15 protein-coding genes and 3 pseudogenes are annotated in these 22,750 nt (G+C 68.6%); 9 read left to right on the top strand and 9 right to left on the bottom strand.

Annotated elements, in window-relative coordinates:
- Positions 1–76 precede the first annotated feature (76 nt).
- Positions 77–3,619, top strand: coding sequence for a discoidin domain-containing protein (locus EOT10_RS17030; RefSeq protein ID WP_127829065.1), 3,543 nt, complete (start codon positions 77–79; stop codon positions 3,617–3,619).
- Between the two features lie 460 nt (positions 3,620–4,079).
- On the opposite strand, the gene EOT10_RS17025 is transcribed toward EOT10_RS17030, so the two are convergent.
- Entirely contained in the window at positions 4,080–4,367 is a 288-nt protein-coding gene (locus tag EOT10_RS17025; RefSeq protein WP_223281020.1) for a helix-turn-helix transcriptional regulator, read from the bottom strand.
- 685 nt (positions 4,368–5,052) lie between these two features.
- On the opposite strand from EOT10_RS17025, the pseudogene EOT10_RS43150 reads away from it, so the two are divergent.
- Positions 5,053–5,367 (top strand): annotated as a pseudogene (locus EOT10_RS43150) (IS110 family transposase); the annotation flags it as partial.
- A 93-nt stretch (positions 5,368–5,460) separates the two neighbouring features.
- Here EOT10_RS43150 and EOT10_RS17015 read toward each other — a convergent pair.
- From EOT10_RS17015 to EOT10_RS17000, 4 genes are read right to left on the bottom strand one after another with little or no spacing between them, the layout of a single operon-like run.
- Positions 5,461–8,214: an alkaline phosphatase family protein gene (locus EOT10_RS17015; protein WP_127829064.1), complete on the bottom strand. Its 2,754-nt coding sequence runs from the start codon at positions 8,212–8,214 to the stop codon at positions 5,461–5,463.
- 7 nt (positions 8,215–8,221) lie between these two features.
- Positions 8,222–9,598, bottom strand: a complete 1,377-nt coding sequence (locus tag EOT10_RS17010; RefSeq protein WP_127829063.1) for an ABC transporter permease — start codon at positions 9,596–9,598, stop codon at positions 8,222–8,224.
- A complete protein-coding gene (locus EOT10_RS17005; RefSeq protein ID WP_127829062.1) occupies positions 9,595–10,536 on the bottom strand; it encodes an ABC transporter ATP-binding protein in 942 nt (313 codons plus the stop codon). Before EOT10_RS17005 ends, EOT10_RS17010 begins: the two co-directional genes overlap by 4 nt.
- 21 nt (positions 10,537–10,557) lie before the next feature.
- The gene (locus EOT10_RS17000; RefSeq protein ID WP_127829061.1) at positions 10,558–11,052 is read right to left on the bottom strand and encodes a YncE family protein; all 495 of its coding nucleotides are present in this window, start codon (positions 11,050–11,052) and stop codon (positions 10,558–10,560) included.
- Between the two features lie 643 nt (positions 11,053–11,695).
- Between EOT10_RS17000 and EOT10_RS16995 the strand changes: the two genes are divergently transcribed.
- The 4 genes from EOT10_RS16995 to EOT10_RS16980 all read left to right on the top strand — a co-directional run bounded on the left by EOT10_RS16995 (position 11,696) and on the right by EOT10_RS16980 (position 17,333).
- Entirely contained in the window at positions 11,696–13,420 is a 1,725-nt protein-coding gene (locus EOT10_RS16995; RefSeq protein ID WP_127829060.1) for a class I mannose-6-phosphate isomerase, read from the top strand.
- Positions 13,421–13,549: 129 nt separating this feature from the next.
- Positions 13,550–14,944, top strand: a complete 1,395-nt coding sequence (locus tag EOT10_RS16990; RefSeq protein ID WP_127829059.1) for a sugar porter family MFS transporter — start codon at positions 13,550–13,552, stop codon at positions 14,942–14,944.
- 380 nt (positions 14,945–15,324) lie between these two features.
- The gene (locus tag EOT10_RS16985; RefSeq protein ID WP_127829058.1) at positions 15,325–16,239 is read left to right on the top strand and encodes an ROK family protein; all 915 of its coding nucleotides are present in this window, start codon (positions 15,325–15,327) and stop codon (positions 16,237–16,239) included.
- Positions 16,240–16,355: 116 nt separating this feature from the next.
- Positions 16,356–17,333, top strand: coding sequence for a LacI family DNA-binding transcriptional regulator (locus EOT10_RS16980; RefSeq protein ID WP_127829057.1), 978 nt, complete (start codon positions 16,356–16,358; stop codon positions 17,331–17,333).
- Positions 17,334–17,369: 36 nt separating this feature from the next.
- Here the strand turns inward: EOT10_RS16980 and EOT10_RS41325 are convergent, their stop codons facing one another.
- Positions 17,370–17,534, bottom strand: a complete 165-nt coding sequence (locus tag EOT10_RS41325) for a hypothetical protein (RefSeq protein ID WP_189491679.1) — start codon at positions 17,532–17,534, stop codon at positions 17,370–17,372.
- Between the two features lie 173 nt (positions 17,535–17,707).
- Here EOT10_RS41325 and EOT10_RS43145 point away from each other — a divergent pair.
- From EOT10_RS43145 to EOT10_RS16965, 3 genes and pseudogenes are all read left to right on the top strand, one after another.
- Positions 17,708–18,632 (top strand): annotated as a pseudogene (locus EOT10_RS43145) (IS701 family transposase); the annotation flags it as partial.
- On the top strand, positions 18,602–19,375 hold the full coding sequence (locus EOT10_RS16970) for a hypothetical protein (protein WP_189491728.1): 774 nt from the start codon (positions 18,602–18,604) through the stop codon (positions 19,373–19,375). The pseudogene EOT10_RS43145 and the gene EOT10_RS16970, both read left to right, overlap by 31 nt.
- Complete coding sequence (locus EOT10_RS16965; protein WP_127829055.1) at positions 19,372–20,103, top strand: hypothetical protein; 732 nt, start codon at positions 19,372–19,374, stop codon at positions 20,101–20,103. The genes EOT10_RS16970 and EOT10_RS16965 overlap by 4 nt, the downstream gene beginning before the upstream one ends.
- 70 nt (positions 20,104–20,173) lie before the next feature.
- On the opposite strand, the gene EOT10_RS16960 is transcribed toward EOT10_RS16965, so the two are convergent.
- The 3 genes and pseudogenes from EOT10_RS16960 to EOT10_RS16950 all read right to left on the bottom strand — a co-directional run bounded on the left by EOT10_RS16960 (position 20,174) and on the right by EOT10_RS16950 (position 22,688).
- Complete coding sequence (locus EOT10_RS16960) at positions 20,174–20,842, bottom strand: protein-tyrosine phosphatase family protein (protein ID WP_127829054.1); 669 nt, start codon at positions 20,840–20,842, stop codon at positions 20,174–20,176.
- A gap of 410 nt (positions 20,843–21,252) precedes the next feature.
- Positions 21,253–21,495 (bottom strand): annotated as a pseudogene (locus EOT10_RS41975) (DUF4440 domain-containing protein); the annotation flags it as partial.
- A gap of 323 nt (positions 21,496–21,818) precedes the next feature.
- Entirely contained in the window at positions 21,819–22,688 is an 870-nt protein-coding gene (locus tag EOT10_RS16950) for an acyl-CoA thioesterase (protein ID WP_127829053.1), read from the bottom strand.
- Between the last annotated feature and the right edge of the window lie 62 nt (positions 22,689–22,750).

The following is a 22,750-nucleotide window of genomic DNA, read 5'->3' as shown; positions in this document are numbered from 1 at the left end:
CGTCTGACGGCCGCCTCCGTGCGGAGGCAACGGTGGCGGCATCCAGCAGTGGACAACGAACGAAAGGAGCACACGCATGAGCAACACAATGGACGGTGTGAGACGCCGGGGCGTGCTCGCCGCCGGCCTGGCCGGTGCGGGCGCCGCACTGGTGCCCGTCGGGCGGGCCGCCGCCACGCCGGGCGCCGGGACGACGGCCGCGTCCGACGGCGCCGGGAAGGGCGCGCGCCGGGTGCTGAACTTCAACACCGGCTGGGCATTCTGGCGTGAGGACGCCGCCGGTGCCCAGCATCCCGGCTTCGACGACGCGCAGTGGGCAGCGGTGTCGCTGCCGCACACGATGCGCCTGGAGCGCAAGCACCCCTCGGTATACGACGCCTTCGCCGGGATCGGCTGGTACCGCCGGTACTTCCGGGTCGACCCGCAGGACGAAAGCCGCCGCCTGACCGTGGTGTTCGACGGCGTCCAGACCGACTGCGTCGTCTATCTGAACGGCGAGAAGCTCGCCGAGCACCAGGGCGGCTACAAGGGCTTCGTCGTGGACATCACCGGCAAGGTCCGCTTCGACGGCGACAACGTCCTCGCCGTACGCGTGTCGAACCTCGACGACCCGCTCACCCCGCCCGGCAAACCCCGCACCCAGCTCGGCTTCCTCACCTTCGGCGGCATCTACCGGGGTGTCACGCTCCGGGTGACCGACCCCGTGCACATCTCCGACCCGCTGCAGGAGGACCTGGTCGCCGGGGGCGGCGTCTTCGTCTCGTACCCGAAGGCGACCACGCTCCGGGCGACGGCCCAGGTCAAGACACATGTGGTGAACGAGACGGCCGACGGCGCCCGAATCAGACTCGCCACCACCTTGTACGACGCCCAGGGCACGGTCGTCGCCCGGGCCACGGACCAGGCGACGGTCTCCGGGAAGGACGGGCACACGTTCACCGGGGTGCTGAGTGTGGCCCGGCCGCATCTGTGGCATCCCGACTCTCCGTACCTGTACCGGCTCGTCAGCGAGGTCTACATGGGCGACCGCCTCGTCGACACGGTCACCACGCGGACCGGTGTCCGGCGCATCGACTTCAAGGCGGACGGGTTCCACCTCAACGGCGAGCAGCTGTACCTGCGCGGCGCCAACTGCCACCAGAACTACGCCTACATCGGCGACGCCGCCCCGGCCTCCCTGAAGTACCGGGAGGCGCTGCGCCTGAAGCTCGGCGGGTTCAACGCCGTGCGCACGGCGCACTACCCGCACGACCCCGCGTTCCTCGACGCCTGCGACGAACTCGGTCTCCTCGTCGTGGCCTGCGAGCCGGGCTGGCAGTACTGGAACGGCGACCAGACCTTCGTCTCCCGCACCTACCGCGACATCGCCACCATGATCCGCCGCGACCGCAACCGCCCCTCGGTGATCCTCTGGGAGACCTCCCTCAACGAGACCAGGTACCCGCAGTGGTGGGCGAAGGAAGCCGACTCCGTCGCCCATGCCGAGATGCCGGGCGACCAGATGTTCACCTCGGCGGACTACGGGATCTGGGGCAGCGCGTACGACGTCAACTACAAGGTGGTGAACACCGACGGCTCGGATCCGGCGCCGAACGTGCCCTTCCTCACCCGGGAGTGGGGCGACTGGGAGGACCCCAGCCGCACCGACCGCTCCGCGGGCGAGAGCGCGATGGTGGACCAAGTCGTCACCCGTCAACGCTACTTGAACGGTGACGGCTACTGGGACTGGGGCGGACTCGACGCCAACGGCCGGATCGGCGGCTACTTCCTGTGGGTCTTCGAGGACTACGGCACCAACGACACCTACCAGAAGTCCGGCGCCGTCGACATCGACCGGTACCCCAAGTACTGCTACTACTGGCTCAAGTCCATGCAGCCGGCCACGAACCTGAACCAGGGTGGCCCGATGGTCTTCATCGCGAGCGCCCACACCGCCGACTCCGCCCAGACGGTGCGGGTCTTCAGCAACACCGACCGGGTACGCCTCTACCAGAAGGGCCACCTCGTCGACGAGCAGACCCGTTCGGGCAACGCCGCGAGCGCACCGAACGTGGCGGCCAAGGGCGGCAGCCCGTACTACACGTTCAGTCTGCCGGAGTTCGCCGCCGGAGAACTCAGGGCAGAGGGCTATCTGGGAGACGTGCTCGCAGCCACCCACAGCGTCAACACTCCTGGCGCAGCCCACCACTTGGAGGTCGCCGCCGACGACGCGGGCGGCCGGGACGCGCTCGTCGATCTGCTGGCCCTCGCCCTGGGCGACAGTTCGCAGGACGGGAAGAAGGCGGCCCGTAAGCTCCTGGCGGAGGTCCAGCCCGGCCAGGTGGACCAGCTCGTCGACCTGGCCGGCAAGAAGCGCGGCCGCGCCGTGTCGGCGAAGGAGGCCGTCGGCCTGCGCACGGTCTCCGGAATGCTCGACCGCATCCGGCCCGTCGCCGACGGCTCCGACCTGATCCCCGTGTACGTCAAGGTGGTGGACGCCGACGGGAACCTCGTCCCCGACTCCTCCGCCACCCTCGACATCAAGGTGACCGGAAGCGGCACGCTGGTCGGTGCGGACATCCCGCGGATCGCGGTCCAGACGCAGAAGGCACAGGGCGGCATCGGCTACGCCCTGATCGCCACCGGCACCGCCGGCGGATCTCTCACACTCACCGCGACCTCGACCGGTCTGGCCGACGGTGAGTACACGGTACGGACCGAGCCCTACCGTGGTACGCACGTCACCGACGGCACCCACCCCACCTGGAAGAACATCTCCACCCTGGAGAGCCAAGGCGCCCAGAACCTGGCCCTGTTCAAGGAAGCGACCGCCTCCACCACCCAGTCGGGACACGAGCCGGGCGACGCCGTGGACGACGCGGCGGAGTCCAAGTGGGTCGGAGACGGTTCCGATCCGGCCTGGTGGCAGGTGGACCTCGGGGAATCGGTTGCCCTGGAACAGTTCCAGATCCTGTGGGAGACCGACGAGACCGCGTACCAGTACCGGATCCTGACGTCCGACGACGGCGGCACCTGGAAGACGACCGTCGACGCGCACGACAACACCGCGGCCGTGACCACCGCGGTCCATCAGGTGAAGGTCACGACGCGGTACGTACGCGTCGACATCCTCGACGCCGGTGACTGGTGGCCCTCCATCCGCGAGTTCCGCGCGGTCCCGCCCGGCGGCAGCGGCGGCGTACCTCCGGCCGATCCGGGGCCGAAGATCGCCCGTGATCAGATCAAGACGGTCACGGCATCCAGTGCTGCCACCGGGTTCGAGGCCGACAAGGCCTTCGACGGCGACATCACCTTCGGTACCGGATGGAGTGCCGCTTCCCCGGCTGTCCCGCAGACCCTCACCGCAGAACTGGCCGCGGCCCACGACCTCGCCGGAGTGCGCATCCACTGGGGCAAGGACAGTAGCTGGTACACCTTCGACCTGCAGACCTCGACGGACGGCAGCACCTGGGACACGGCACTCTCCGGCCTGACCAGAAGCGGCCAGTACACCCTCCCGGAGCTTTTCAAGGCTTCTAACGTGCGCCAGGTCCGTATCTCCGTCATCCAGGTCAGCGGCGGGGGCGCGCAGAGCGTCGCGGGGATCGCGGAGGTGATCCTTTACGGGGAGCCCGCCTGAGAAGAGCCCCGCTCCACCGGCCTGGAGGACTGGGTGACCCACGTTGAGGCAGGGGCCGGGTCGGGTTGCCTGGAGTGCAACGGTGGCTCCAGGCAACCGACTTGAGGCTCTAGGAGAACCCAAGTTTCTTCGGGCAGTATGAAGTAAGAATGTACTTCGTCCTCTGGTGGGACATGGCCCCAGTTGCCTGTGAGCTGCGACAACGAGTGGAATCGGCTGCTGCGAAGCCGAGTTGGTCCGCACCCGGTCCGGATCTTGATACTTGGTCCCAGCCGACGGAGCTGCTGCGGTCCCACAGGGCACAGGTTGTAAAAGGCGTCCAGAGGCGTCCAGCCATTCTCGTACGGGCATGTTTGTCCGGTTCTGGAGTCCCTGGTGCTTGGGTGTCCGTAGGGTCTGTGACTCCCATGTGACTCCTGAGACGAGACGAAGCCCCGCCGGTGCTGCCGGCGGGGCTTCGTCATGCGGTGGGGCAGGGGGACGTGGTGAGCGCATCGGGCGCGTGGTTGTACTCGGGCTCACCGCTCTCGAGGACGCGCAGGAGGGACGCAGTGACGACGCGGGATGCTCGGCCGATCAGCAGCACGCGGCAGGGGAATTCGTCTCGCCGTACGAGGTCGTATCCCTTTGACCGAGACATCCCGAACGCCTTGGCCGCAGCCTCAACGCTCGCGGTTCCGCTCCAGGTGGCGCGGATGTAGTCGGGGCTGAACGTGTCGTGTTGCATTTCGCTGTTCTGGCTGGTCATTCCTGTCGGTCGGGCCTTTCGAGTGTGTCCTTGCCGGACAAGGGAAATGAGTTCAGGTCTCCCCATCCGGCAGGCCGTCCGTGGGAGGCCGAGGGATGCGCCGGTGTGTGGTCGGGGCAGGGTCAATGATCCGAAGGAAGGCCGGTTTCGGTAACCGGGAGGTTCGCGCTATGGTCCCGCTCGCTGACGAGTGCCTGTTCAAGTGGTCCGGCGCGACCTCGCTCCAAAGGCTCCGGATGGAACAGGTTGCCCTGGCCGTGTGCTAAGGGCTTGCCGTGCAGGTCGGTGCGGCAAACCGGAACCGTTTCCGCCCATCGCAATTGATCGGGGCGCGAAACTCGCGCGGGCGCGCAGTTGAGTCCCCGGAAGCCAACGTGCAGCGCGTGCGCGTTACAGGGCTCCTTTAGGAGGTCGCCCGGCGGGGGCCTTCTGCTTAGGGACGTACGTGACTGGAAAGGATGACGGCGACTGCCACGGCACCACGAGCTGACTGCTGACAACTTTGCACCAACGTGTCCTGACTACCCCATGTCGCTCGTAGAGCGAGACAGTGAGCTTGGTGGCTGATTTGGGTGAGCGTGTCTGAAACGCGCCGTGGGCGAGGTACCTGCCCTGTGTCACCCGTGACCGTTCCTTCGTGCCGGCGGCGAGTTAGCGTGTATCCACTGATCTGAGCGGACGAACGATGGACCTGACCCGTCCTCCCCGACGAGAGCAACCTCCTCCGAACCCCGACGAGGTGATTGTCGGGGTCGATACACACCGAGATTTCCACGTTGCCGCCGTGCTTTCCATGACGGGGAAGACGCTGGCCATTGAAACCTTCCAGGCCAACGTGAGGGGATATCCCCAACTCGTGCAGTGGGCGACGCAGTGGGGCGTCATCCGCAGTGCTGGGGTAGAAGGCACCGGCACCTACGGGGCGGCACTGTCCCGGTATCTGCTGGCGCAAGGGTTTGATGTCATTGAGGCTTTGGCGCCGGGACGTGCGGCCCGGCGCAGGCGGGGTACTCCTCGGGTAACCGGCTGGGCCCGGACCGATCACGGTCCGGGCCGTTCTGGCGGCAGCCGCCTCTCAGTCTGCCGCCAGACGTCAGCCGTCGGACTCCGGCGACGGGATGTAGGCGCCCGGCACGTCCTTGGGCGCGAAGATCTTGTCCTCACCGGGGTACGGCTTGGTCCAGTTGTGCGTCTCGTACCAGGTGAAGTGGTTCATCTGCGCGGGGTTCGAGGAGTCGAGCTTGGCGTTGGGCCCGGTCAGCCGCTGCGACGACTTCCAGTCCTCCCACTTCGCCGCGAGCTCCTGCTTGTCCGCCGGCACCTTCGCCGACGGCGCGGGCGCCGCCTTGGGGTTCTGCGGCGCCGGGGTGTCCAGACCGCAGGCGGGCGGGGTCTTCAGGCCATTGGTCAGCGGGACCCGGTTGGGCAACACCTTGAACGGCGTGTAGTCCGCGTTCTGGGTGAACGCCCCACGCATCGGGCTGGCCGCGGTGTCCTTCTGGTTCATCGGGTGGATCCCGAGGATCTGCTCGATAGTCCGGATTATCGTGATCTGGGAGTAGTAGTGGCTGTCGACCTTGCCGTGCTGGGCCCAGGGGCTGATGATCTGGATCGGGGCGCGGTGGCCGTCGACGTGGTCGAGGCCGTACTGGGAGTCGTCCTCGACGACGAAGATCGCCGAGTCCTTCCAGTACTTGCTGTGCGAGATCGTGTCGACCATCTTGCCGACCGCGAGGTCGTTGTCCGCGACCTGGGCGGCCGCGTTCGGCGGACCACCGGTGTGGTTGTTCGGGAGCGCTATCAGATTCAGGTTCGCCGGACCGTTCTTCTCGAAGTCCTGCTTCCAGACCTGGTACTTGTAGACGTCCGGGGCGCTGATGTCGGACGCCATCGGGTAGCCGGGCACCGCCACCTTGTTGAGCGACGGGATCGCCGAGCCCCCTTGAATGGGGTAGGCGCTCTGCTGCCCGGTCGCGTCCATGTTCTTGGCGTCGCAGTACAGGTTCTGCCAGGACGCGTCGGACGGCTTGCTCTGGAACGACTGGAACTCGCCGAAGTCCTTGACGGACTTCCCAGCCGCCTGCGCACTGCTCCAGATGAAGCCGGACTTCTGGTGGCCGAGAACGTCGTCCTCGGAAGCGTAGCTGCGCTGGTACTCACCGGCCGAGGACTCGGTGTACTCCGGGTTGTCGGCCTGCATCAGCCAGTTGTGGCCCTCGGCGGAGTTCGTGCCGATGTCGTAGGTGTTGTCGTACAGCCCGAACTGCCGAGCCAGCACGTGCTGGTTCGGCGTCACGTTCTCGCCGAACTGCGTCAGCGACGGGTCCCCGTTGCCCTCGGGCATGTCACCGAGGACCCCGTCGTAGGTCCGGTTCTCCTTGATGAGCAGGAAGACGTGCTTGATCGTCGAGGGGTCGCCGAGCTTCACCGGGACCGGCACCGGCTTCGCGTCGCCCTCGCCCTGGTTGACCGAGCTGCCGTGCCAGCCGTTCTGGGTGAAGACCTTGCCGGTCTCGGACTTGATGACGCCGTCGTCCGGCAGCGTGAACTGCGTCAGGCTCGATGTCGTGTCATGGGTGCCGTGCCCGGCCTTGTTGGTGGGGCGGCGGGCGTCGATACCACGGGTGTTGGAGACGTAGACCTGGTCGCCGACGGTGGTGATCTCCGACGGGAAGTAGTCCGTTGGGAGCAGGCCGACGTAGCTCACCGGCTCCTGCGCGGAGGTGTACTTGTAGACGGCGACCGCGTTGGCACGGCCGAGGGTCACCAGCAGGTGACCGTCGTTGGTGAGGGTCACCGCGTTGGGCTCGTAGCCCACCGAGGCCTCGGCCCACGGCTGGGTGGCGATGGTCTGCACGACCTTGTCGTTGGCGGTGTTGATGACCGAGACGTTGTCGTCGGCGGTGTTGGTGACGAACAGCGCCCCGTTCTTGGCGTACAGGGCGGTCGGGTGCAGACCGACGTCGATGCTCGAGACGGCGGCGGTCGGGTCCGCCAGGTCGATGACGCTGACCGTGCCGGTGGTGGAGGCTCCGGTGTCAGGGCTGGCCGGCACCTGGGTGCCGTAGGAGTTCATCGTGGTGTCGCCGGCCCTGGCCGGGCGCCCGCCCTCGTTGCTGACGTAGAGCTTGTCGCCGACCATGGCGATGCCACGGGGGGCGTTGCCCACGGTCCAGCTCTGCTTGATGGCGCCGGTCGCCGCGTTGATGGCGACCACCCTGTTCTGGCCGTTGACCGCGGAGTACACGGTGGAGCCGTCGGCCGAGAACACCGCGGCACCCACCACTGCGTGCTTGGACCCGTCCTTCGGGATCGGGATGAACGTCGGGTTGGCGACGGTGCCGTCCGGGTTCACGGTGAACTTGCGGTAGCCGTCAGCCTGGCCCAGCCACAGCTGCGAACCGTCGGGCGAGTACGTGGGGCCTTCCTGGCCCACGTCGTTGCCGCTGATGCGCAGATCCGCCGACGCGTTGTTGCCGACGCGCTGCTTCACCTGCCGGGTCTTGAGGTCCATGACGACCAGCGCCATTCCACCGTCGGTGACCGAGGCGGCCATGTGCGTGCCGTCCGGGCTGACCGAGGACGACATGATCTTGCCCTCGTTGATGACGAGACGGTCGCCGTACGGGGCGATGTACTGGTTGGCGGAGACGACCTGGCCGTCGGCAGTGACCTGACCGACCTGGTCCGTGCCGAACTGGTGCGTCTGCGCGAACGCCGTGCCGGCGGCCACGAGAGCGACGGCGGTGGCGCCGGCCGTGAACAGTGGTATCCGTCGGCCGATGAGTCTGCCGAGGAGGCTGATCCGAGCTTCCTCAGCGAGCTTGCGGCGGCGAGTTACCTGCATGGAGTGGTTATCCCTTCAGGGTGGTGTCGAGCAGCTCGACGTTGCCGTCGAACTGCCACAGAGGGTTCGGTGCGTCCCCTTCGGGGGTCCGCACCAGGAAGTAGCCGTTCACTTCCTTCGGTCCATCGCCATCGGCCATGAACCGCCCGTCCGGAGTGACGTCGAGTTGGTAGATGGCCTGTCCTGTGGCCTCGACGCCGGGAAGATGCCAGGTCACGACGCAGCGCCAGTCGTTGCCCGGGCCTTGCGCTGCGACGCTGGTGCTTCCCTTGCTGCACGCCGCCGTTGCCTTCAACTGGGCCTCGGTGACGCCGGGTCGGTGGAGTTGGCCGGTCTGCATGCGGTACAGGTGCGCGAACGCCGTGGCGACCGAGCGCTGCACCTTGTCCTGATCGATCCCGGAGCTCGTCGCCGAGGTCGTCGCGGCGACGACCGCGAACGACACGGCGGCCACGCCGATGAGCGGCAGGACCCCGACGGTGATGGCGCGGCGGCCCGAACCGTCGTGGGTCGGGTTGGTGAATTCGCGCCGTACGAAGAGCACGTAGGCCAGCGCCGTCGCGACAACGGCCCACACGAGGCTGACGACGACGCCGATCAGCAGCGGGCCGAGCTGCTGAGGGCCGGTGAACAGTCCGTTCCAGGAGATGAAGGCGTAGCTGGGCAGGGCGACCCGGACGGCCGCGGGAAGCGGCAGCATCTGGGCGACCGCCATCGCGAGCGAGACGAGTACCGGCACCAGGAGCCCCATCGGGGAGCGTCCCAGCGTGACCGACCCGAGGAAGCCGAGCGCGGCGAGCGCCAGGGTCGGGGCGAGGGCGCAGATCCAGGAGAGCAGGACCTGAACGGCGGCGTCCGACGGCGCCAGGAGGTGGCCGTCGAGGCCGACCAGCGGCTGGTCGCCGACCGCAAGGAGGCCGCCGACCGTGCTGGAGACCGCGAGCCCGGCCACGAGCAGCAGCAGGACGGTGAGGCTGGCGGCTGCCTTCGCCACGAAGATCCGCCGGGGCGAGCGGACCGCCACGAGCAACTGGCGCCAGGTGCCGAGCCGGTCCTCGGAGGCGAACACGTCACCGGCCACGATCGAGGTCAGCAGCGGGAGCGTCCAGGTCCCCGCGAAACCGAGCATCACCAGCGGCCCGGCCCACCCGGAGGCGTGCATCCAGCGCCCGAAGAGGGTGTCCACGGGGAGCGTGGCCTGCCCGCTCACGCCGGCGACGAAGAGGGCGGGAACGATCCAGCAGGCGAGGACCAGGAGGCGAATCCGCCACTGGGAGACGAGTTTGACGAGCTCGAAGCGACAGGCGCGGGTGACGGGGACGCGACGGCCCCTGGTCACCTGTTCCTGTTCCTGTTCCCGGCTCGGGGTGAGGGTCGCGGTCATCGGCCGGCCTCCTGCTGTTCGGTGAGGGCGAGAAACGCGGCTTCGAGCGGCGACGCCACGGGGGCGAGCTCGCGCACCGCGATGCCCGCGTGCACCAGCTCCGCAACCAGTTCGTCGAGGGCGGGTACCTGCGCGCGCACGACGAGCGTCTGGGCGTCGTGCCGTACGTCGGCGTCGTCGACGACCTGGATCCTGGCCGTGTCGACAGCCAGTCCGCGGGCGGCCTGCGGGTCGGAGGCGAGCAGCCGGTAGTCGAGTTCGCGGTCGTCGGTGGCCAGCTTGCTCAGCGGGCCGGAGAAGACGACGCGTCCGGTGGCGAGGATGGTCACCTCGGAGCACAGCGCCTCGAGGTCGTCCATGTTGTGGCTCGAGAGCACGACGGCGGTTCCGTCGGCCGCGAGCCGGTTGAGGACACCGTGCACATGCTTCTTGCCTGCCGGGTCGAGGCCGTTGGACGGCTCGTCGAGCACGAGCAGTCGGGGCTTGGTCAGCAGGGCGGCGGCGAGTCCGAGCCGCTGGCGCATGCCGAGGGAGAAGCCGCGGGTGCGGTCGTCGGCGACGCCGGTGAGGCCGACCTCGGCGAGTACGTCGTCGACTTCCGCCGTGCGCGCGTCGTGGCCGCGGAGTGCGGCCAGCGCGGCGAGGTTCTGCCGGGGGGTGAGCGAGGGGTACAGAGCGGGACTGTCCACGAAGCCGGCGACACCGTCGGGAGCGTCGAGGGCCCGCCCGACCGGCGTACCCAGGACCTCGAGGCGACCGCTGTCGGCAACCGCGAGCCCCAGCAGGAGGCCGAGCAAGGTCGTCTTCCCGGCGCCGTTCGGTCCGACCAGGCCGTGTATCTGCCCCTGCGTCACATCGAGGTCCATGCCGTCGAGCGCGACGACGTCGCCGAAACATTTCGTGACGCCGCGAGCCCGGATGGCGATGTGTGTGTCCATGGGTTCCTTCCTCCAAAAGCCTCAAGGACCCCAGGGAGTGATCACGCTGCTCAGAGCGCCCTGGATCACCGAGCCGGAGTACTGATCGGGGGAAACCCTCGCGGGTGATTCGGGGTTCGGGTGGCGGGGACCGTTGTTCGGGCCCGCGCCCAGCCCCTTGCCGTTGGTGATGTGGAGACGGCCGTTGTTCCAGGTCACCGAGGTCGGGTACCAGGCGGTCGGGATGAGGCCGTCGGTCTTGCCCTGCTTGAGGTCGATCACCGCGACGTCGTTGTTGCCGGAGTTGGTGACGAACAGCCGCTTGCCCTCGCTGTCCAGGGCCAGGTTGGTGGCGTTACTGCCCACGGGGGCGTTCTTGTGCGGCGCGACCGACAGCGTGCGGTCGACCGTATGGGCTTCGAGGTTCACCTCGCTGACGGTGCCGGCGTCGCCGTTGGCGACGTGCAGCGTCTTGCCGTCGGCGGAGAGCACCGACTTGTTGGGGTGCAGGGCCACCCTGATCTGGCCCGAGACCACCGGGGCGGCTCCACTAATTTCGATAACGTTAACTTTTTTGCTGCCTCGCATCCCTGTTTCCTCTTCTGGGCATGGAAAGAGCGGTGCCGCTGCACAGCGGGACCGCGAAGGGGCGAACGGGATGGGATCCTAGGGATCGATGGCACCAAGCAACAAGGGGCCGCAACGGGTTGCCCGGTGAAAAGAGGCTGACCCGTGGGTGAACGGCACCTCGCACACCGGGCGGTGCCTGCTTCGCTGACGGCGCACATCGCCAGCGGAGGCCTGGGGGAGGCGCACGTCCTCCACCCTGTCGGAGGAGTGCATCAACGTCCGGCACCTGGTACCGCGGCGACCCTGCGCCGCTGGGACTGGCCGCCACCTGACTCGACGTGACTTCCCCCGAGAGTGGCGCTGTCACGTGGCGATGCTGGTGAAAGTCGCCGGCGTCATCTGCCTCACTCGCGTCGATGGTCGCAGCTGCCCCCATCTGCGGAAACGACGTCGAGCACCAGGTCGCGCCTACGTCGCGCCCGGCAGCGGCTTCCTCCCGCGTGACAGATGACGGTCGACGGGGCGCGGGTCACTGGCCCTTGACGGCGGAGGCAACTCCGCTGATTGTTATCGTTAACACGAATCGCACCTCCAACCCTTGGAACACGACGTGACCCGTCCCTACGAACGAAACCCCCGCTACGCAGCCGTCGACGGGACTGTCGTCTGCGGCTGGGGCGCCGCCGCGAAGACGGTCCCTCCGGGCCCTGCCGTGCTCGCCCTCGACGGGCCAGCGGCCCTGAACTGGGCTGACGCCGCCGCGGGCCTTGCCGCCGCTCTCTCCGACCGTGGTATACCGGTTCAGTCGGTCGATCTGCGCGAGTACGAGGCCGACTGGGACACCCTCCTGAAGCGCACCGGCGACAGCTCCGGCCCCGAGTCGGACCCGTACTACCTGCCGCTCGCGCAGAACTCCCTCGCGGATGTCTACCGCGAACTTCCGCAAGCCGAGCGCCCCCGAGAGGGCCTGCTGATCGTCTACGGCCCGGGCGCGGCGCTCGTCGAGCACGACGTGCTCTGGTACGCCGACCTGCCCAAGCGCTACGCGGAAGCGGCGGTCGCCGCAGGGGAGCTGCCGCTCGGCGTGAACCTCGGCCGCCACCGCGAGCCGGGCGATCTGCGCCGTCTCTTCTACGCGGACTGGCCGATGACCGACGCGCACCGCGACGCCCTCGCCTGCCGCATCGACCGCTGGCTCGACCTGCAGGATCCCGAGGCCCCCGCATCCGTGGACGGTGAGACGATGCGTGCCACGCTCGCGGCGCTCGCCGCGGGCCCGGTGCGCTCACGTCCGTACTTCAACTCCACGCCATGGGGTGGCCAGTGGGCAGCGCGCGAGCTGGGCTTCGAGCCGCAGAAGGGCAACACCGCGCTGGGCTACGAGTTGATCGCGCCCGAAGCGGGCGTGCTCATCGGCGACGGTCCGCAGGCCGAGGTGGAACTGCCGTTCCAGCTGCTGTGCGTGCTGCACCCGGTGGAGTTCCTGGGCGCCGCGGTGCATGAGGAGTACGGCACGTCCTTCCCGATCCGCTACGACTACCTCGACACGGTCGAGGGCGATCACCTCTCGCTGCACCTCCACCCGCGTGCGGAGTACATGCGGACTTGTTTCGGATGGCCGTACACCCAGCACGAGACGTACTACGTGACCGCCAACTCCGGTGATGACCCGCGCATTTACCTTGGGCTGCAGCAGGACGCCGACATTGACCTGATGCGCAAGCAGGTCGAGGCGGCGATGGAGCGCGGCGAGGAGATGGGCGTCGAGCGGTTCGTGCAGATCCACCCCTCGCAGGAGGGTCAGCTCTACATGATCCCGGCAGGCACCCCGCATGCCTCGGGTACCGGCAATCTCGTCCTCGAAGTGAGCGCCACCCCGTATCTGTACTCCCTGCGCTTCTACGACTGGCTGCGCAAGGACGCCCAGGGCAACTCCCGCCCGCTGCCCTACGACCACGGCTTCGCCAACCTCGACAGCCGCCGCCAGGGCGAGGACGTGATCCGCGACCTGATCCAGGATCCGCGCACGCTGCGTGAGGGTCCGGGCTGGCGCGAGGAGGTCCTCGGCGCGCTGCCGGAGATGTTCTACGAGGTCCGGCGCTTGGTGATCGACCCGGCCGCCGCCGACGCGGAGCCCGCCGAGGACGACACCGAGGGCCGCTTCCACATCCTCAACGTCTCCTCCGGCGACGGCGTGGTGATCGAGACCTCCGACGGGCAGAGCCATGAGCTTGTCTTCGCCGAGACGCTGACCGTGCCGGCAGCTGTCGGCGCCTACCGGCTGCGGCCGCTGGGCAAGCGGCCGGTGCATGTGGTCAAGTCCCTGGTCCGCTGAGACCTGGGGCGGCCAAGGACCCCCGGACGGGGAGGGGACAGTCCCCAAGCCCCTCCCCGCTCATTGTCGACAACACAGTCTCCACGGCCCACAGCGCCTCAACGAGGCGCAGAGAAGAGACAGACTCCCATGAGCCGCACCAGTGCCACCGCCCCGCCGTCGCCCGCCACCGGGACCGGAAGCCGCGCCGTCGTCACCATTGCCGTCGTCAGCGCCCTCGGCGGCCTGCTCTTCGGGTACGACACCGGCATCATCTCTGGCGCCCTGCCCACCATCGCGCACGACTTCCATCTCGCCGACGCCGGCCAGCAGATCGTCACCAGCGCGATCCTCGTCGGTGCCATCATCGGCGCCTGCTTCTCGGGTCCCGTCGCCGAGCGCCTCGGCCGCCGCCCGGCCGTTACCTGGGCCGCCGCCATCTTCATGGCTGGTGCCGCCTTCTCGGCCATCGCTGCCGATGCCTGGACGCTGGGCACTGCTCGGCTCGTGCTGGGCCTTGCGGTCGGTCTCGCCTCCCAGGCCGTGCCGCTGTACGTGGCCGAGATCGCTCCGCCCGCGCGGCGCGGTGGCCTTGTGGTGACCTTCCAGCTCGCCATCACCCTCGGCATCCTCGCCGCGTACCTCTCCGGCTACCTGCTCGACGAGAACTGGCGCTGGATGTTCGGCCTCGGCCTGGTGCCCGCCGTCGCCCTGCTGATCGGCATGTCCGCCCTGCCGGAAAGCCCGCGCTGGCTCTTCACCCACCGCGGCCCGGAGGCTGCCCGCGCCGTCCTCGTCCGGGTACGCCCGGACACCGCTGCCGCGGAAAGCGAACTGGACCAGCTCGCCGGAACCTCGGCGGAGGAAGGCGAGCGGGGCCTGCGCGCCCTGCGCGCCCGCTGGCTACGTCCGGCCCTGATCGCGGGCATCGGCCTCGCCGTCGCCTCTCAGATCACCGGCATCAACGCGATCATCTACTACGCCCCGACGATCCTCGGCAACTCCGGTTTCGGCCGTTCCGCCGCGATGCTCACCACCGTCGGAGTCGGCGTCGTCAACTTCCTCATGGTCGCCCTTGGCCTGTGGCTCGTGGACCGGATAGGTCGCCGTCGGCTGCTGCTGGTGCTGCTGCCCGGCGCCGTCCTCTGCCTCGCCGTCCTCGCCGTCGCCTTCACAAGCGGCCAGGCACCCCAGGGTGGCGCCCGCTGGATCGTAGTCGTCGGCATCCTCGGCTACATCGCCTGCAACGGCGGCAGCCTCTCGGTCGTCCTCTGGCTGGCAGGACCCGAGATGTACCCGCTGAAGGCCCGAGCCGTCGCGGTGGCCGTGTCCACCTTCGCCGTTTGGTTTTTCGACCTCATCGTCAGCCTCACCACACTCTCCCTCACCAGTTGGCTCGGCGTCTCCGGTACCTTCTGCCTGTACGCCGCGATCAACGCGCTCGCCTTCCTGTTCGTGTTCCGCTGTGTCCCCGAGACCAGGGGCCGCAGCCTGGAGGACATCGAGGGCGCCCTGCGTGCCGGCACGTTCCGCGCGATGCGCTGAGCGGCACGGCCACGGATCAGGCAGACAGGAACTGCAACCATGAACCACACCATCCCACCCTCCGGCCCCACCTGGACCGGCTCGCCCCAGCACCACCGGCCGACCGCCGATTCGGACAGGCCGCTCACCCCGTTCAAGGCAGGCGCCGCCGGCCCTCGACGCGGCTTGTGGTGGCTCCGCGTGGACGCCGCACCCGACGGCGAGTGCCTCCAGGAACTGCACGCCACCACCCGCCCGGTGCACCGCGGCACGCTCGCCCCTCTCAAGGGACGCCCTGGCACAACGGCAGGCCGGACCCCTACCAGGCCTTCCAGGCCACATAGTTCGCACACGCCCCGCGGTACCGGCCTGGCCGAGGTCTCACGCCAAGGTATGAGCGCATGCTGAGCACGCCTGTACCCGTACTGGAGGTCGGTGGCACCCATGTGACCGCGGCGCTCGTCGATCTGGCCGTCGGCGAACTGGCGGGGGAGCTGGTGCGTGAACCGCTGCCCGCGCAGGGCACGGCCGAGGAGATCCTCGGTGGCATCGCCGCGACGGCCGCGCGGATCGACTGTCCTGCCGCCGAATGCTGGGGCGTGGCGGTGCCCGGTCCGTTCGACTACGAGGCGGGCGTCGGGCTCTTTCGGGACGTCGGCAAGTTCGACGCACTGTACGGCGTGGATGTGCGTGCCGAGTTGATGGGGCGACTCCGGCCGACGCCCACCACGCTGCGGTTCCTCAACGACGCCGACGCCTTCGGCATCGGTGAGTCCGTCGCCGGCGCGGCTGTCGGCCATGCACGAGCCGTCTGTATCACTCTCGGCAGCGGTGTCGGATCGGCCTTCCTCGACCAGGGGCGGCCCGTCGACGACGGCCCGCTGGTGCCTCCGGACGGCAGCGTCCATCTGTTGTCGTATGGCGGGCGCCCGCTGGAGGACATCGTGTCGCGGCGCGGCATCCGCGCCGCCTACGCCCGAGCGGCGCTGGACCCGCACGTCGTTCCCGACGTGCAGACCATCGCCGAGCTGGCCCGCGGCGGCGACCGGCATGCGTGCGCGGTTCTGGAGCAGGCTTTCCGGGTTCTGGGGGTGGTCCTGGCGCCGTGGCTGGCACGGTTTGAGGCGACGGCGCTGGTCGTCGGCGGTTCGATCGCCGCGTCGTGGGATCTCATCGAGGGACCGCTCAGGGCCGGACTGTGCGTCGGACCGTACGCCGGCGGCAGCGGGAAGCTGGTGCTCCGCACCGCTGAACGCCACGATGCAGCGCTGCTCGGGGCCGCGTGGTGGGGGGTGAGCACGCTGACCGAGGCATAGGATGAAGGCTGCGGGCGTGGTGTGGAAACGCCCGCAACCGTCGGCTGGAAGAGAGAGCGAGCGCAGTGCCCCCGTCCGGCAGTCCCGGATCCACCGGACCCGCGACCACGCCCACGATGCGGGATGTCGCCGCCCGTGCAGGCGTCAGTGCCATGACCGTGTCGCGGGTGCTGAAGGACGAGCGCGTCAGCCCCACGACCAGGGAGCGGGTGCTCGCCGCCGTACGCGAACTGGGCTACCGACGCAACGAAGTGGCCCGCACTCTGCGTCTGGGCCGCCCCAGTGGCATGATCGGCCTGGTCGTCACCAACCTCGGCAACCCCTTCTACTCCCGTCTCGCGCTCGGCGCCGAAAGCGTCGCCGAGGAGTACGGGCTTCGGCTGGTGCTGGGCAACACGGCGTCACAGGTCCAGCGCGAACGCGAACTGGTAGAGGACCTGATATCCCGCCGGGTCGACGGCGTGATCGTGGTTCCGGCCGGGGCCACACACCGTCATCTCAGCCCTGCCACCCTCGGGGGCACCCCCGTGGTCTTCGCCTCCCGGCCACCTTCTGGGATCGAGGCCGACGCGGTCCTCGTGGACGACTTCGGCGGGGCCCGCGAGGCCACCGCACAGGTGCTGTCCGAAGGACACCGCAGCGTTGGTTTCCTGGGCAATCCACCCGGTCTGTTCACCGCGGCAGAGCGCTTCCGCGGCTACTGGGCCGCGCATGAGGAAGCCGGTCTGACACCACGCGAGGAGTGGGTGCGCCGGGGCCCGCACGACATCTCCACCGCAGAGGCGGCGGCCATGGAGCTGTTGGACCGCGAGGACGCGCCGACGGCACTGTTCTGCACCAACAACCGCATCACGCTGGGCGCTTACCGAGCGGTGCGACGCCTCGGCACCAGCACCGCGCTCGCAGGTTTCGACGACTTCGAGATGGCGGACATGCTGCAGGTACCAGTCACCGTCGTCTCGTACGACGCGGACGAGGTCGGACGCCAGGCGGCCCGGCTGCTGCTGGACCGGATCGAGCAGGGGCCAGACGCGTTGGCGGGCCCGGCGCGCCGGACGGTGGTGCCGACGGCGGTGGTGCGCTACGGCGCGTAGCACGGCCGATCAGCAGGAGGCAGTTGGCGCTGCGGTCTACTGTGACTGTGCAGCTGGTTTCACGCCCACCTCGCCCAGCCGCCGCTGCTGTTCCTCGTTGAGCTGCGCCGAGTCTCGGATCTGCCGGGTGAGCCAGCCTATGTCGTCTCCGCGCCAGGTGACGCCGGGCATGATGGTGCGGCTCTTCGGCGTGGAGTTCATCAGAGGGGCCGGGAATCAGGCTGGCAGAATCATCTGCCTTCTTGTGGCCGGCTACCTAGTACTCCAGCCGGACTTCTCCATTACCGCTGGTCAACGGCTTGAGTGTGGGGAGTGTAGCGGGGTGGGGATGGGTGCGGTACGGTCTTGGCGGACCGTCCCGCGAACGTGTGCCCATGCCGCATGTAGTGACAGTGGTTGAGCAGTCCATAGGCGTGATCAATGATGTGCCCACGAGTGCCTGGGGCGATGAACTCGAGAAGCTCTTCCTGCGGGCCGGGGCCTGCTTCGGCCGGGTGGAACCCCGACGCCGGATGCGGGACTACGTACGAGGACTGCTGGGCCCAGTGGGCCGCAAGAACGGCTGGCAACTCGCCGAATACGCAGGCCACGCCACCCCAGACGGACTGCAGCACCTGCTGTCCCACAGCCGCTGGGACGCCGACAGCCTCCGCAACCACCTGCAGACCTATGCCGCTGAGCAACTCGGCACACCGGACAGTGTGTTGATCATCGATGACACCGGCTTCGTCAAGAAGGGCACCACCTCAGCCGGAGTGCAGCGCCAGTACTCCGGCACCGCGGGCCGGACCGAGAACTGCCAGATCGGCGTCTTCGCCGCCTACGCCACCGACCGTGGCCATGCCCTGGTCGACCGTGAGCTCTACCTGCCCAAGTCCTGGACAGGCGACCGAGAGCGCTGCCGAGCCGCCCGCATTCCCGACGAACGCACCTTTCGCCGTCAAGGGCGACCTCGCCCGCGACATGATCCGACGAGTCCAGGCCTCCTCACTCGCCATTGCCTGGGTCACCGCGGATTCCGCCTACGGACAGGACTCCCACTTCCGACGCTTCCTCGAAGACGCTCGGCTCTCCTATGTCGTTGCTGTGCCCAAGTCCCAGCAGGTCCACGGCCCCCGCATTGACTACCTCATCGCCCAGGCCCCGCCCGAAGCGTGGCAGCGTCTGTCCGCCGGCCCCGGCGCGAAGGGCGAGCGTCTCTACGACTGGGCTGCCGCCCGTCTGCCCGCCGTGTGGGAGTTCGACGGTGAGGAGCCGACTCGGCAGCGATGGATGCTGGCCCGCCGCAGCATCAGCAGACGACATGGTCGCCGTGGGCGAAGTTCCGTGTGGAGATGCCCGTCGACCTGACGCTGCCGACTCCGGACTACACGGCACCGGACCCCAGCTCGCTGAACACCCCGCCGGACTTCTACCAGACCAAGCCGCTCGGCTCCTCGAGCACGCTGACCGCCAGCACCCTCAAGGCGGGCGAGCAGTGCAGCAAGATGGACAAGCGCGGCCGCCAGGTGTGCTTCGGTAAGCAGCTGTCCAAGGACAAGGCCCCCAAGAAGGTGGCCCGCGCGATGGCGAACGCCGAAGCGACCGCGGGCGTGGAGTGGTGCAACACCGACTTCTCCAGCATCCTCGCCACCCGCTTCACCGAGTGCGACGTGCGGACGGTGCCGGTCATCATCCGCACGGACGGCGTCCCGGACGCCATCGCCTACTTCATGTTCCTGCGCATGCTCCAGCTCGACGGGCAGAACAGCTTCACCGAGCACCTGACGATCGAGCCGGCGCCGCAGATCCCGATGGACTTCGCCGAGATCGACATGTCCATCAACCAGCACCTGTGCCAGGGATCGTGTACCCCGGTCGAGCCGGACGGCAGCGCCTGGACCGACAAGACGTGGTGGACCCCCGGCGACATGCATTCCACGTCGGTGACCACCCCCTACACCTGGGACGCGTCGACCCCGGACCAGAAGTATCTGTTCAAGCCGGACATCCAGATCGACGCGAACATCCTCCGTCGGACGGCAAGATCCGCCCGTTCATGACCGGCTACCAGTGGTCGCTGGACTACAGCGGCGACACCAAGGATCTTGACCAGATCCGCTGCGACACCACCACCGCCGGCCCCGGCACGGGCTGCGTGTTCGTCAACCACGCCCCGACGTACAGCTTCAACGCCAAGGCGTTCCCGCAGGCCGCCGCGCACGGATGGCTGATCCAGAAGGCCGTGCCCAACCACCCCGGGTCGGTGCAGGACCGCACGCCCCTCTATTACATGGGCGACAGCGCGCAGAACACGCGCAGCCGCAACCGGATCTGCCCCACCGGATGGGCCGCGACCAACGGTGACGCCTCGGCCCTGGTCGACGCGTCGGACACGCTGAACTGCGACGAGTTCGCGTTCGCGTCGACGTACAACAGCGGCGACATGTCCAGCGCCGAGGGCGGCCTGAACCCGGCGCTGCTGCCCGGCGGGACCACGCCGACCGGGGCCGCGTGCATCAACACCTACGCCAAGAAGCCCAGCACCCTGGTGCACCTGTACAGCCTGAACGGGGCCGACCCCACCTTCACCGAGGTGTGCGGCCGGTCGGCCATCTCGGGCATGCACAACCAGGAGTCCATGGGCAACCACTTCGCGACGTTCATGCGCGACAACCGGATCATGGACAAGGACGCGTACTGGCTCGACACGCGGATGGACGACGGCGGCACCTGCACCTACGGGATCGGCGGGGGACAGCCGGTCATCTGCAAGCTGACCGCCAGGTAGAACCCACGCACAACGGGACCGGCCCCCACCCTGTAGCAGGATGGGGGACGGTCCTGGTTCGGTGCGCAGGTCAGGGCATGGGGAGAAGGACACCGGGAAGGGTGCCGGCGCGAACGGCCTCCTGGTCAATGGACAGGCCGCAGTAGGCGCCCACCGCGGCGAACACCAACGCGGGCAGCCGGGGCCCGTGCTGCTCGTAGTGCGCCACCACAGCGGCCTCGCCGACGTCGGCGATCGACGGGAACACCGCACCCGAGGCATCGAGCGCTGCGTCCAGAGCGGACTCCTCCCCGGTGTCCTGCCCGAACTCCGCCCGGCGTGCGATCTCGTCCCCGGGCACATGCAGGATCTTCGACGGCGGGCTGAACCGGTCCATCGTCACGCAGACGATCTCCTGCCCGGGGTAGGGCCACATCGACTGCACCTTGCGGTAGCCGGTCGACCACGTCGCCGCGCCCCAGTCCTCCAGTACGTACAGCCAGTCGCCGCACATTCCGTACATGACGGGGTTGATGTGGGGCGACGGCCTGCCCGGCTGACCCACCGGCACGGCGAGATCTCTGTAAGGGGTACGGGCGGCGAGCTCATCCAGGTCGGCGCCCAGCGCAATGAGGAACTCGTCAGCCTCCATCCCCCTGGCCGCGGTGAGCGAGATGCCGCCGAGCATCCCCCGCGCGGCGGCGGATACAGGACTGTGAAGGTCTGCGCCTATCCAGGCGATGCCGTCACTCACGGTCACGGTTCGTTCCCCTCGAGGTCGTTGGATGCCGGCCGCCAGCGTGTCAGCCGTGGGGCCCCGCAGCGATCCGCGGGGCCCCACCGGCTTGTTGCGTGGATCTCAGGTCAGCAGCTCGAAGCCGCGCCCGCACCGCTTCAGTACGTCCGACCGTGCCCGCAGGAACGCCTCCCACGTCGACTGCTCATGCCAGCCCGAGGTCCACACGTTTACGTACCCGCTGCTGGCATACGTGCTGACTAGGACGTCACCTGATCCCTACCGCCCAACCGCTTCACGGCCCGTCCACCGTCCCGGTGGACGGGCCGTCCCACTGGTTCTGGGAGCGAGTGCCTGGCCCTACTCGTGGTTATGGCGGGGGGGGGATCAGTGCTCCGCCGCTCCGCAGGCGACGGGACAGGCTTGCTCCAGCCGGCCAAGGTGCCCTGGTGAAAGTACATGCGCCAGCCTGTCTCCGTCAGGCGCCACAAGGAACTCCGCCATGCCCGACGACACCGTTCCCGCACCTGTCACCGCGAGGATCGACTGCGCGTCCCACCAGCGACCGGACGCTCCGATCTCGGTGAACTCAGGATCCAGAAGCTCCGAAACGAGGGCCGGAGAAGCACGCACCTCAGGATCGAGAAGCCGCAACCTCCACCAACGGCTGCTTGCACAGCCCGCTCACGTGGCGATCCTGATGGACACGTACTACAAGTGCATCCACGGCCAGCGGGAGCAGATGGTGCAGCGCATCATCGATGCCCTCAGTGAAGATCGGGAAGGGGGGGGCGGCAGGCGGAGTGGACTGGACCGAACGTCTTCGCCGGCACGCTATTGGCACAATCGCTGTGGGGTGCAACGAAACGCGACGAGATGCGGTGGGGTGCGCCTCGGGCCACGACCTCTGCTTCGTGCTCGGCAAGAACGTCGTAACGACCGGCCCGAGGAGCGTCGCACGACGCGACCCGGGCCGGTCGACGATCGGTGAAACCGCAGGTCAACCCAGCTTCCGGAAGAGGCCCTCCTGTACCACGGAGACGAGGAGGCGGCCGTCGGTGTCGTAGATCCGGCCGCGGGCCAGACCACGGCCGCCCGTCGCGATCGGGGACTCCTGGTCGTACAGGAACCACTCGTCCGCGCGGAAGGGACGGTGGAACCACATGGCGTGGTCGAGCGAGGCCACGTCGAAACTGCGCGGCCCCCACAGCGGTTCCACGGCCAGGCGTACGGCGTCGAGGAGGGTCATGTCGCTCGCGTAGGTGAGAGCGCAGGTGTGCACGAGCGGGTCGTCGCCGAGAGGGCCGACCGCCCGCATCCAGACCGCGCTGCGCGGATCGGCGCTCTCGATGTCCTCGGGCGTCCAGCGCAGCCGGTCCACGTACCGGATGTCGAAGGGCTGGCGCCGCGCCATGCGTTCCAACGCGTCGGGCAGGGCGCCCAGATGGGCACGGACCTCGTCGGCGACCGTCGGCAGGGACTCCGGATCGGGAACCTCGCGCGCCGGCGGCAGCTGGTGCTCGAAGGCCCCGTCCTCGGGCTTGTGGAAGGAGGCGGTGAGATTGAAGATCGTGCGGCCCTGCTGCACGGCGGTGACGCGGCGCGTGGTGAACGACCGGCCGTCGCGGACCCGTTCGACCTGGTACACGATGGGCACGCCCGGGCGGCCCGGGCGCAGGAAGTACGCGTGCAGCGAGTGCACCGGGCGGTCACCCTCGGTGGTGCGGCCCGCGGCGACGAGTGCCTGGCCGGCCACCTGGCCGCCGAAGACCCGCTGCAAGGACTCCTGCGGGCTGCGGCCCCGGAAGATGTTGACCTCGATCTGCTCCAGGTCGAGCAGGTCGACGAGCCGCTCGGCTGGGTTCGTCATGCGTCGTTCCCTCTCGTCTGCGCCGCGCTCCGAACGGGCTGTCCTGGGTGCGCGGCAGGTTC

Source organism: Streptomyces antnestii (assembly GCF_004005495.1).
GTDB classification, from domain to species: domain Bacteria; phylum Actinomycetota; class Actinomycetes; order Streptomycetales; family Streptomycetaceae; genus Streptomyces; species Streptomyces antnestii.
This window is presented reverse-complemented; position numbering and strand designations above follow the sequence as displayed.

What these genes read in the sequence shown, in the direction of transcription:
- EOT10_RS17015 (WP_127829064.1), bottom strand. Translation starts at nt 8,214, where the DNA reads ATGCAGGTAACTCGCCGCCGCAAGCTCGCTGAGGAAGCTCGGATCAGC.
- EOT10_RS16985 (WP_127829058.1), top strand. Translation starts at nt 15,325, where the DNA reads ATGCTGAGCACGCCTGTACCCGTACTGGAGGTCGGTGGCACCCATGTG.
- EOT10_RS17005 (WP_127829062.1), bottom strand. Translation starts at nt 10,536, where the DNA reads ATGGACACACACATCGCCATCCGGGCTCGCGGCGTCACGAAATGTTTC.
- EOT10_RS16990 (WP_127829059.1), top strand. Translation starts at nt 13,550, where the DNA reads ATGAGCCGCACCAGTGCCACCGCCCCGCCGTCGCCCGCCACCGGGACC.
- EOT10_RS16980 (WP_127829057.1), top strand. Translation starts at nt 16,356, where the DNA reads ATGCGGGATGTCGCCGCCCGTGCAGGCGTCAGTGCCATGACCGTGTCG.
- EOT10_RS17030 (WP_127829065.1), top strand. Translation starts at nt 77, where the DNA reads ATGAGCAACACAATGGACGGTGTGAGACGCCGGGGCGTGCTCGCCGCC.
- EOT10_RS41325 (WP_189491679.1), bottom strand. Translation starts at nt 17,534, where the DNA reads ATGAACTCCACGCCGAAGAGCCGCACCATCATGCCCGGCGTCACCTGG.
- EOT10_RS16970 (WP_189491728.1), top strand. Translation starts at nt 18,602, where the DNA reads ATGGATGCTGGCCCGCCGCAGCATCAGCAGACGACATGGTCGCCGTGG.
- EOT10_RS16965 (WP_127829055.1), top strand. Translation starts at nt 19,372, where the DNA reads ATGACCGGCTACCAGTGGTCGCTGGACTACAGCGGCGACACCAAGGAT.
- EOT10_RS16950 (WP_127829053.1), bottom strand. Translation starts at nt 22,688, where the DNA reads ATGACGAACCCAGCCGAGCGGCTCGTCGACCTGCTCGACCTGGAGCAG.
- EOT10_RS17010 (WP_127829063.1), bottom strand. Translation starts at nt 9,598, where the DNA reads ATGACCGCGACCCTCACCCCGAGCCGGGAACAGGAACAGGAACAGGTG.
- EOT10_RS17025 (WP_223281020.1), bottom strand. Translation starts at nt 4,367, where the DNA reads ATGACCAGCCAGAACAGCGAAATGCAACACGACACGTTCAGCCCCGAC.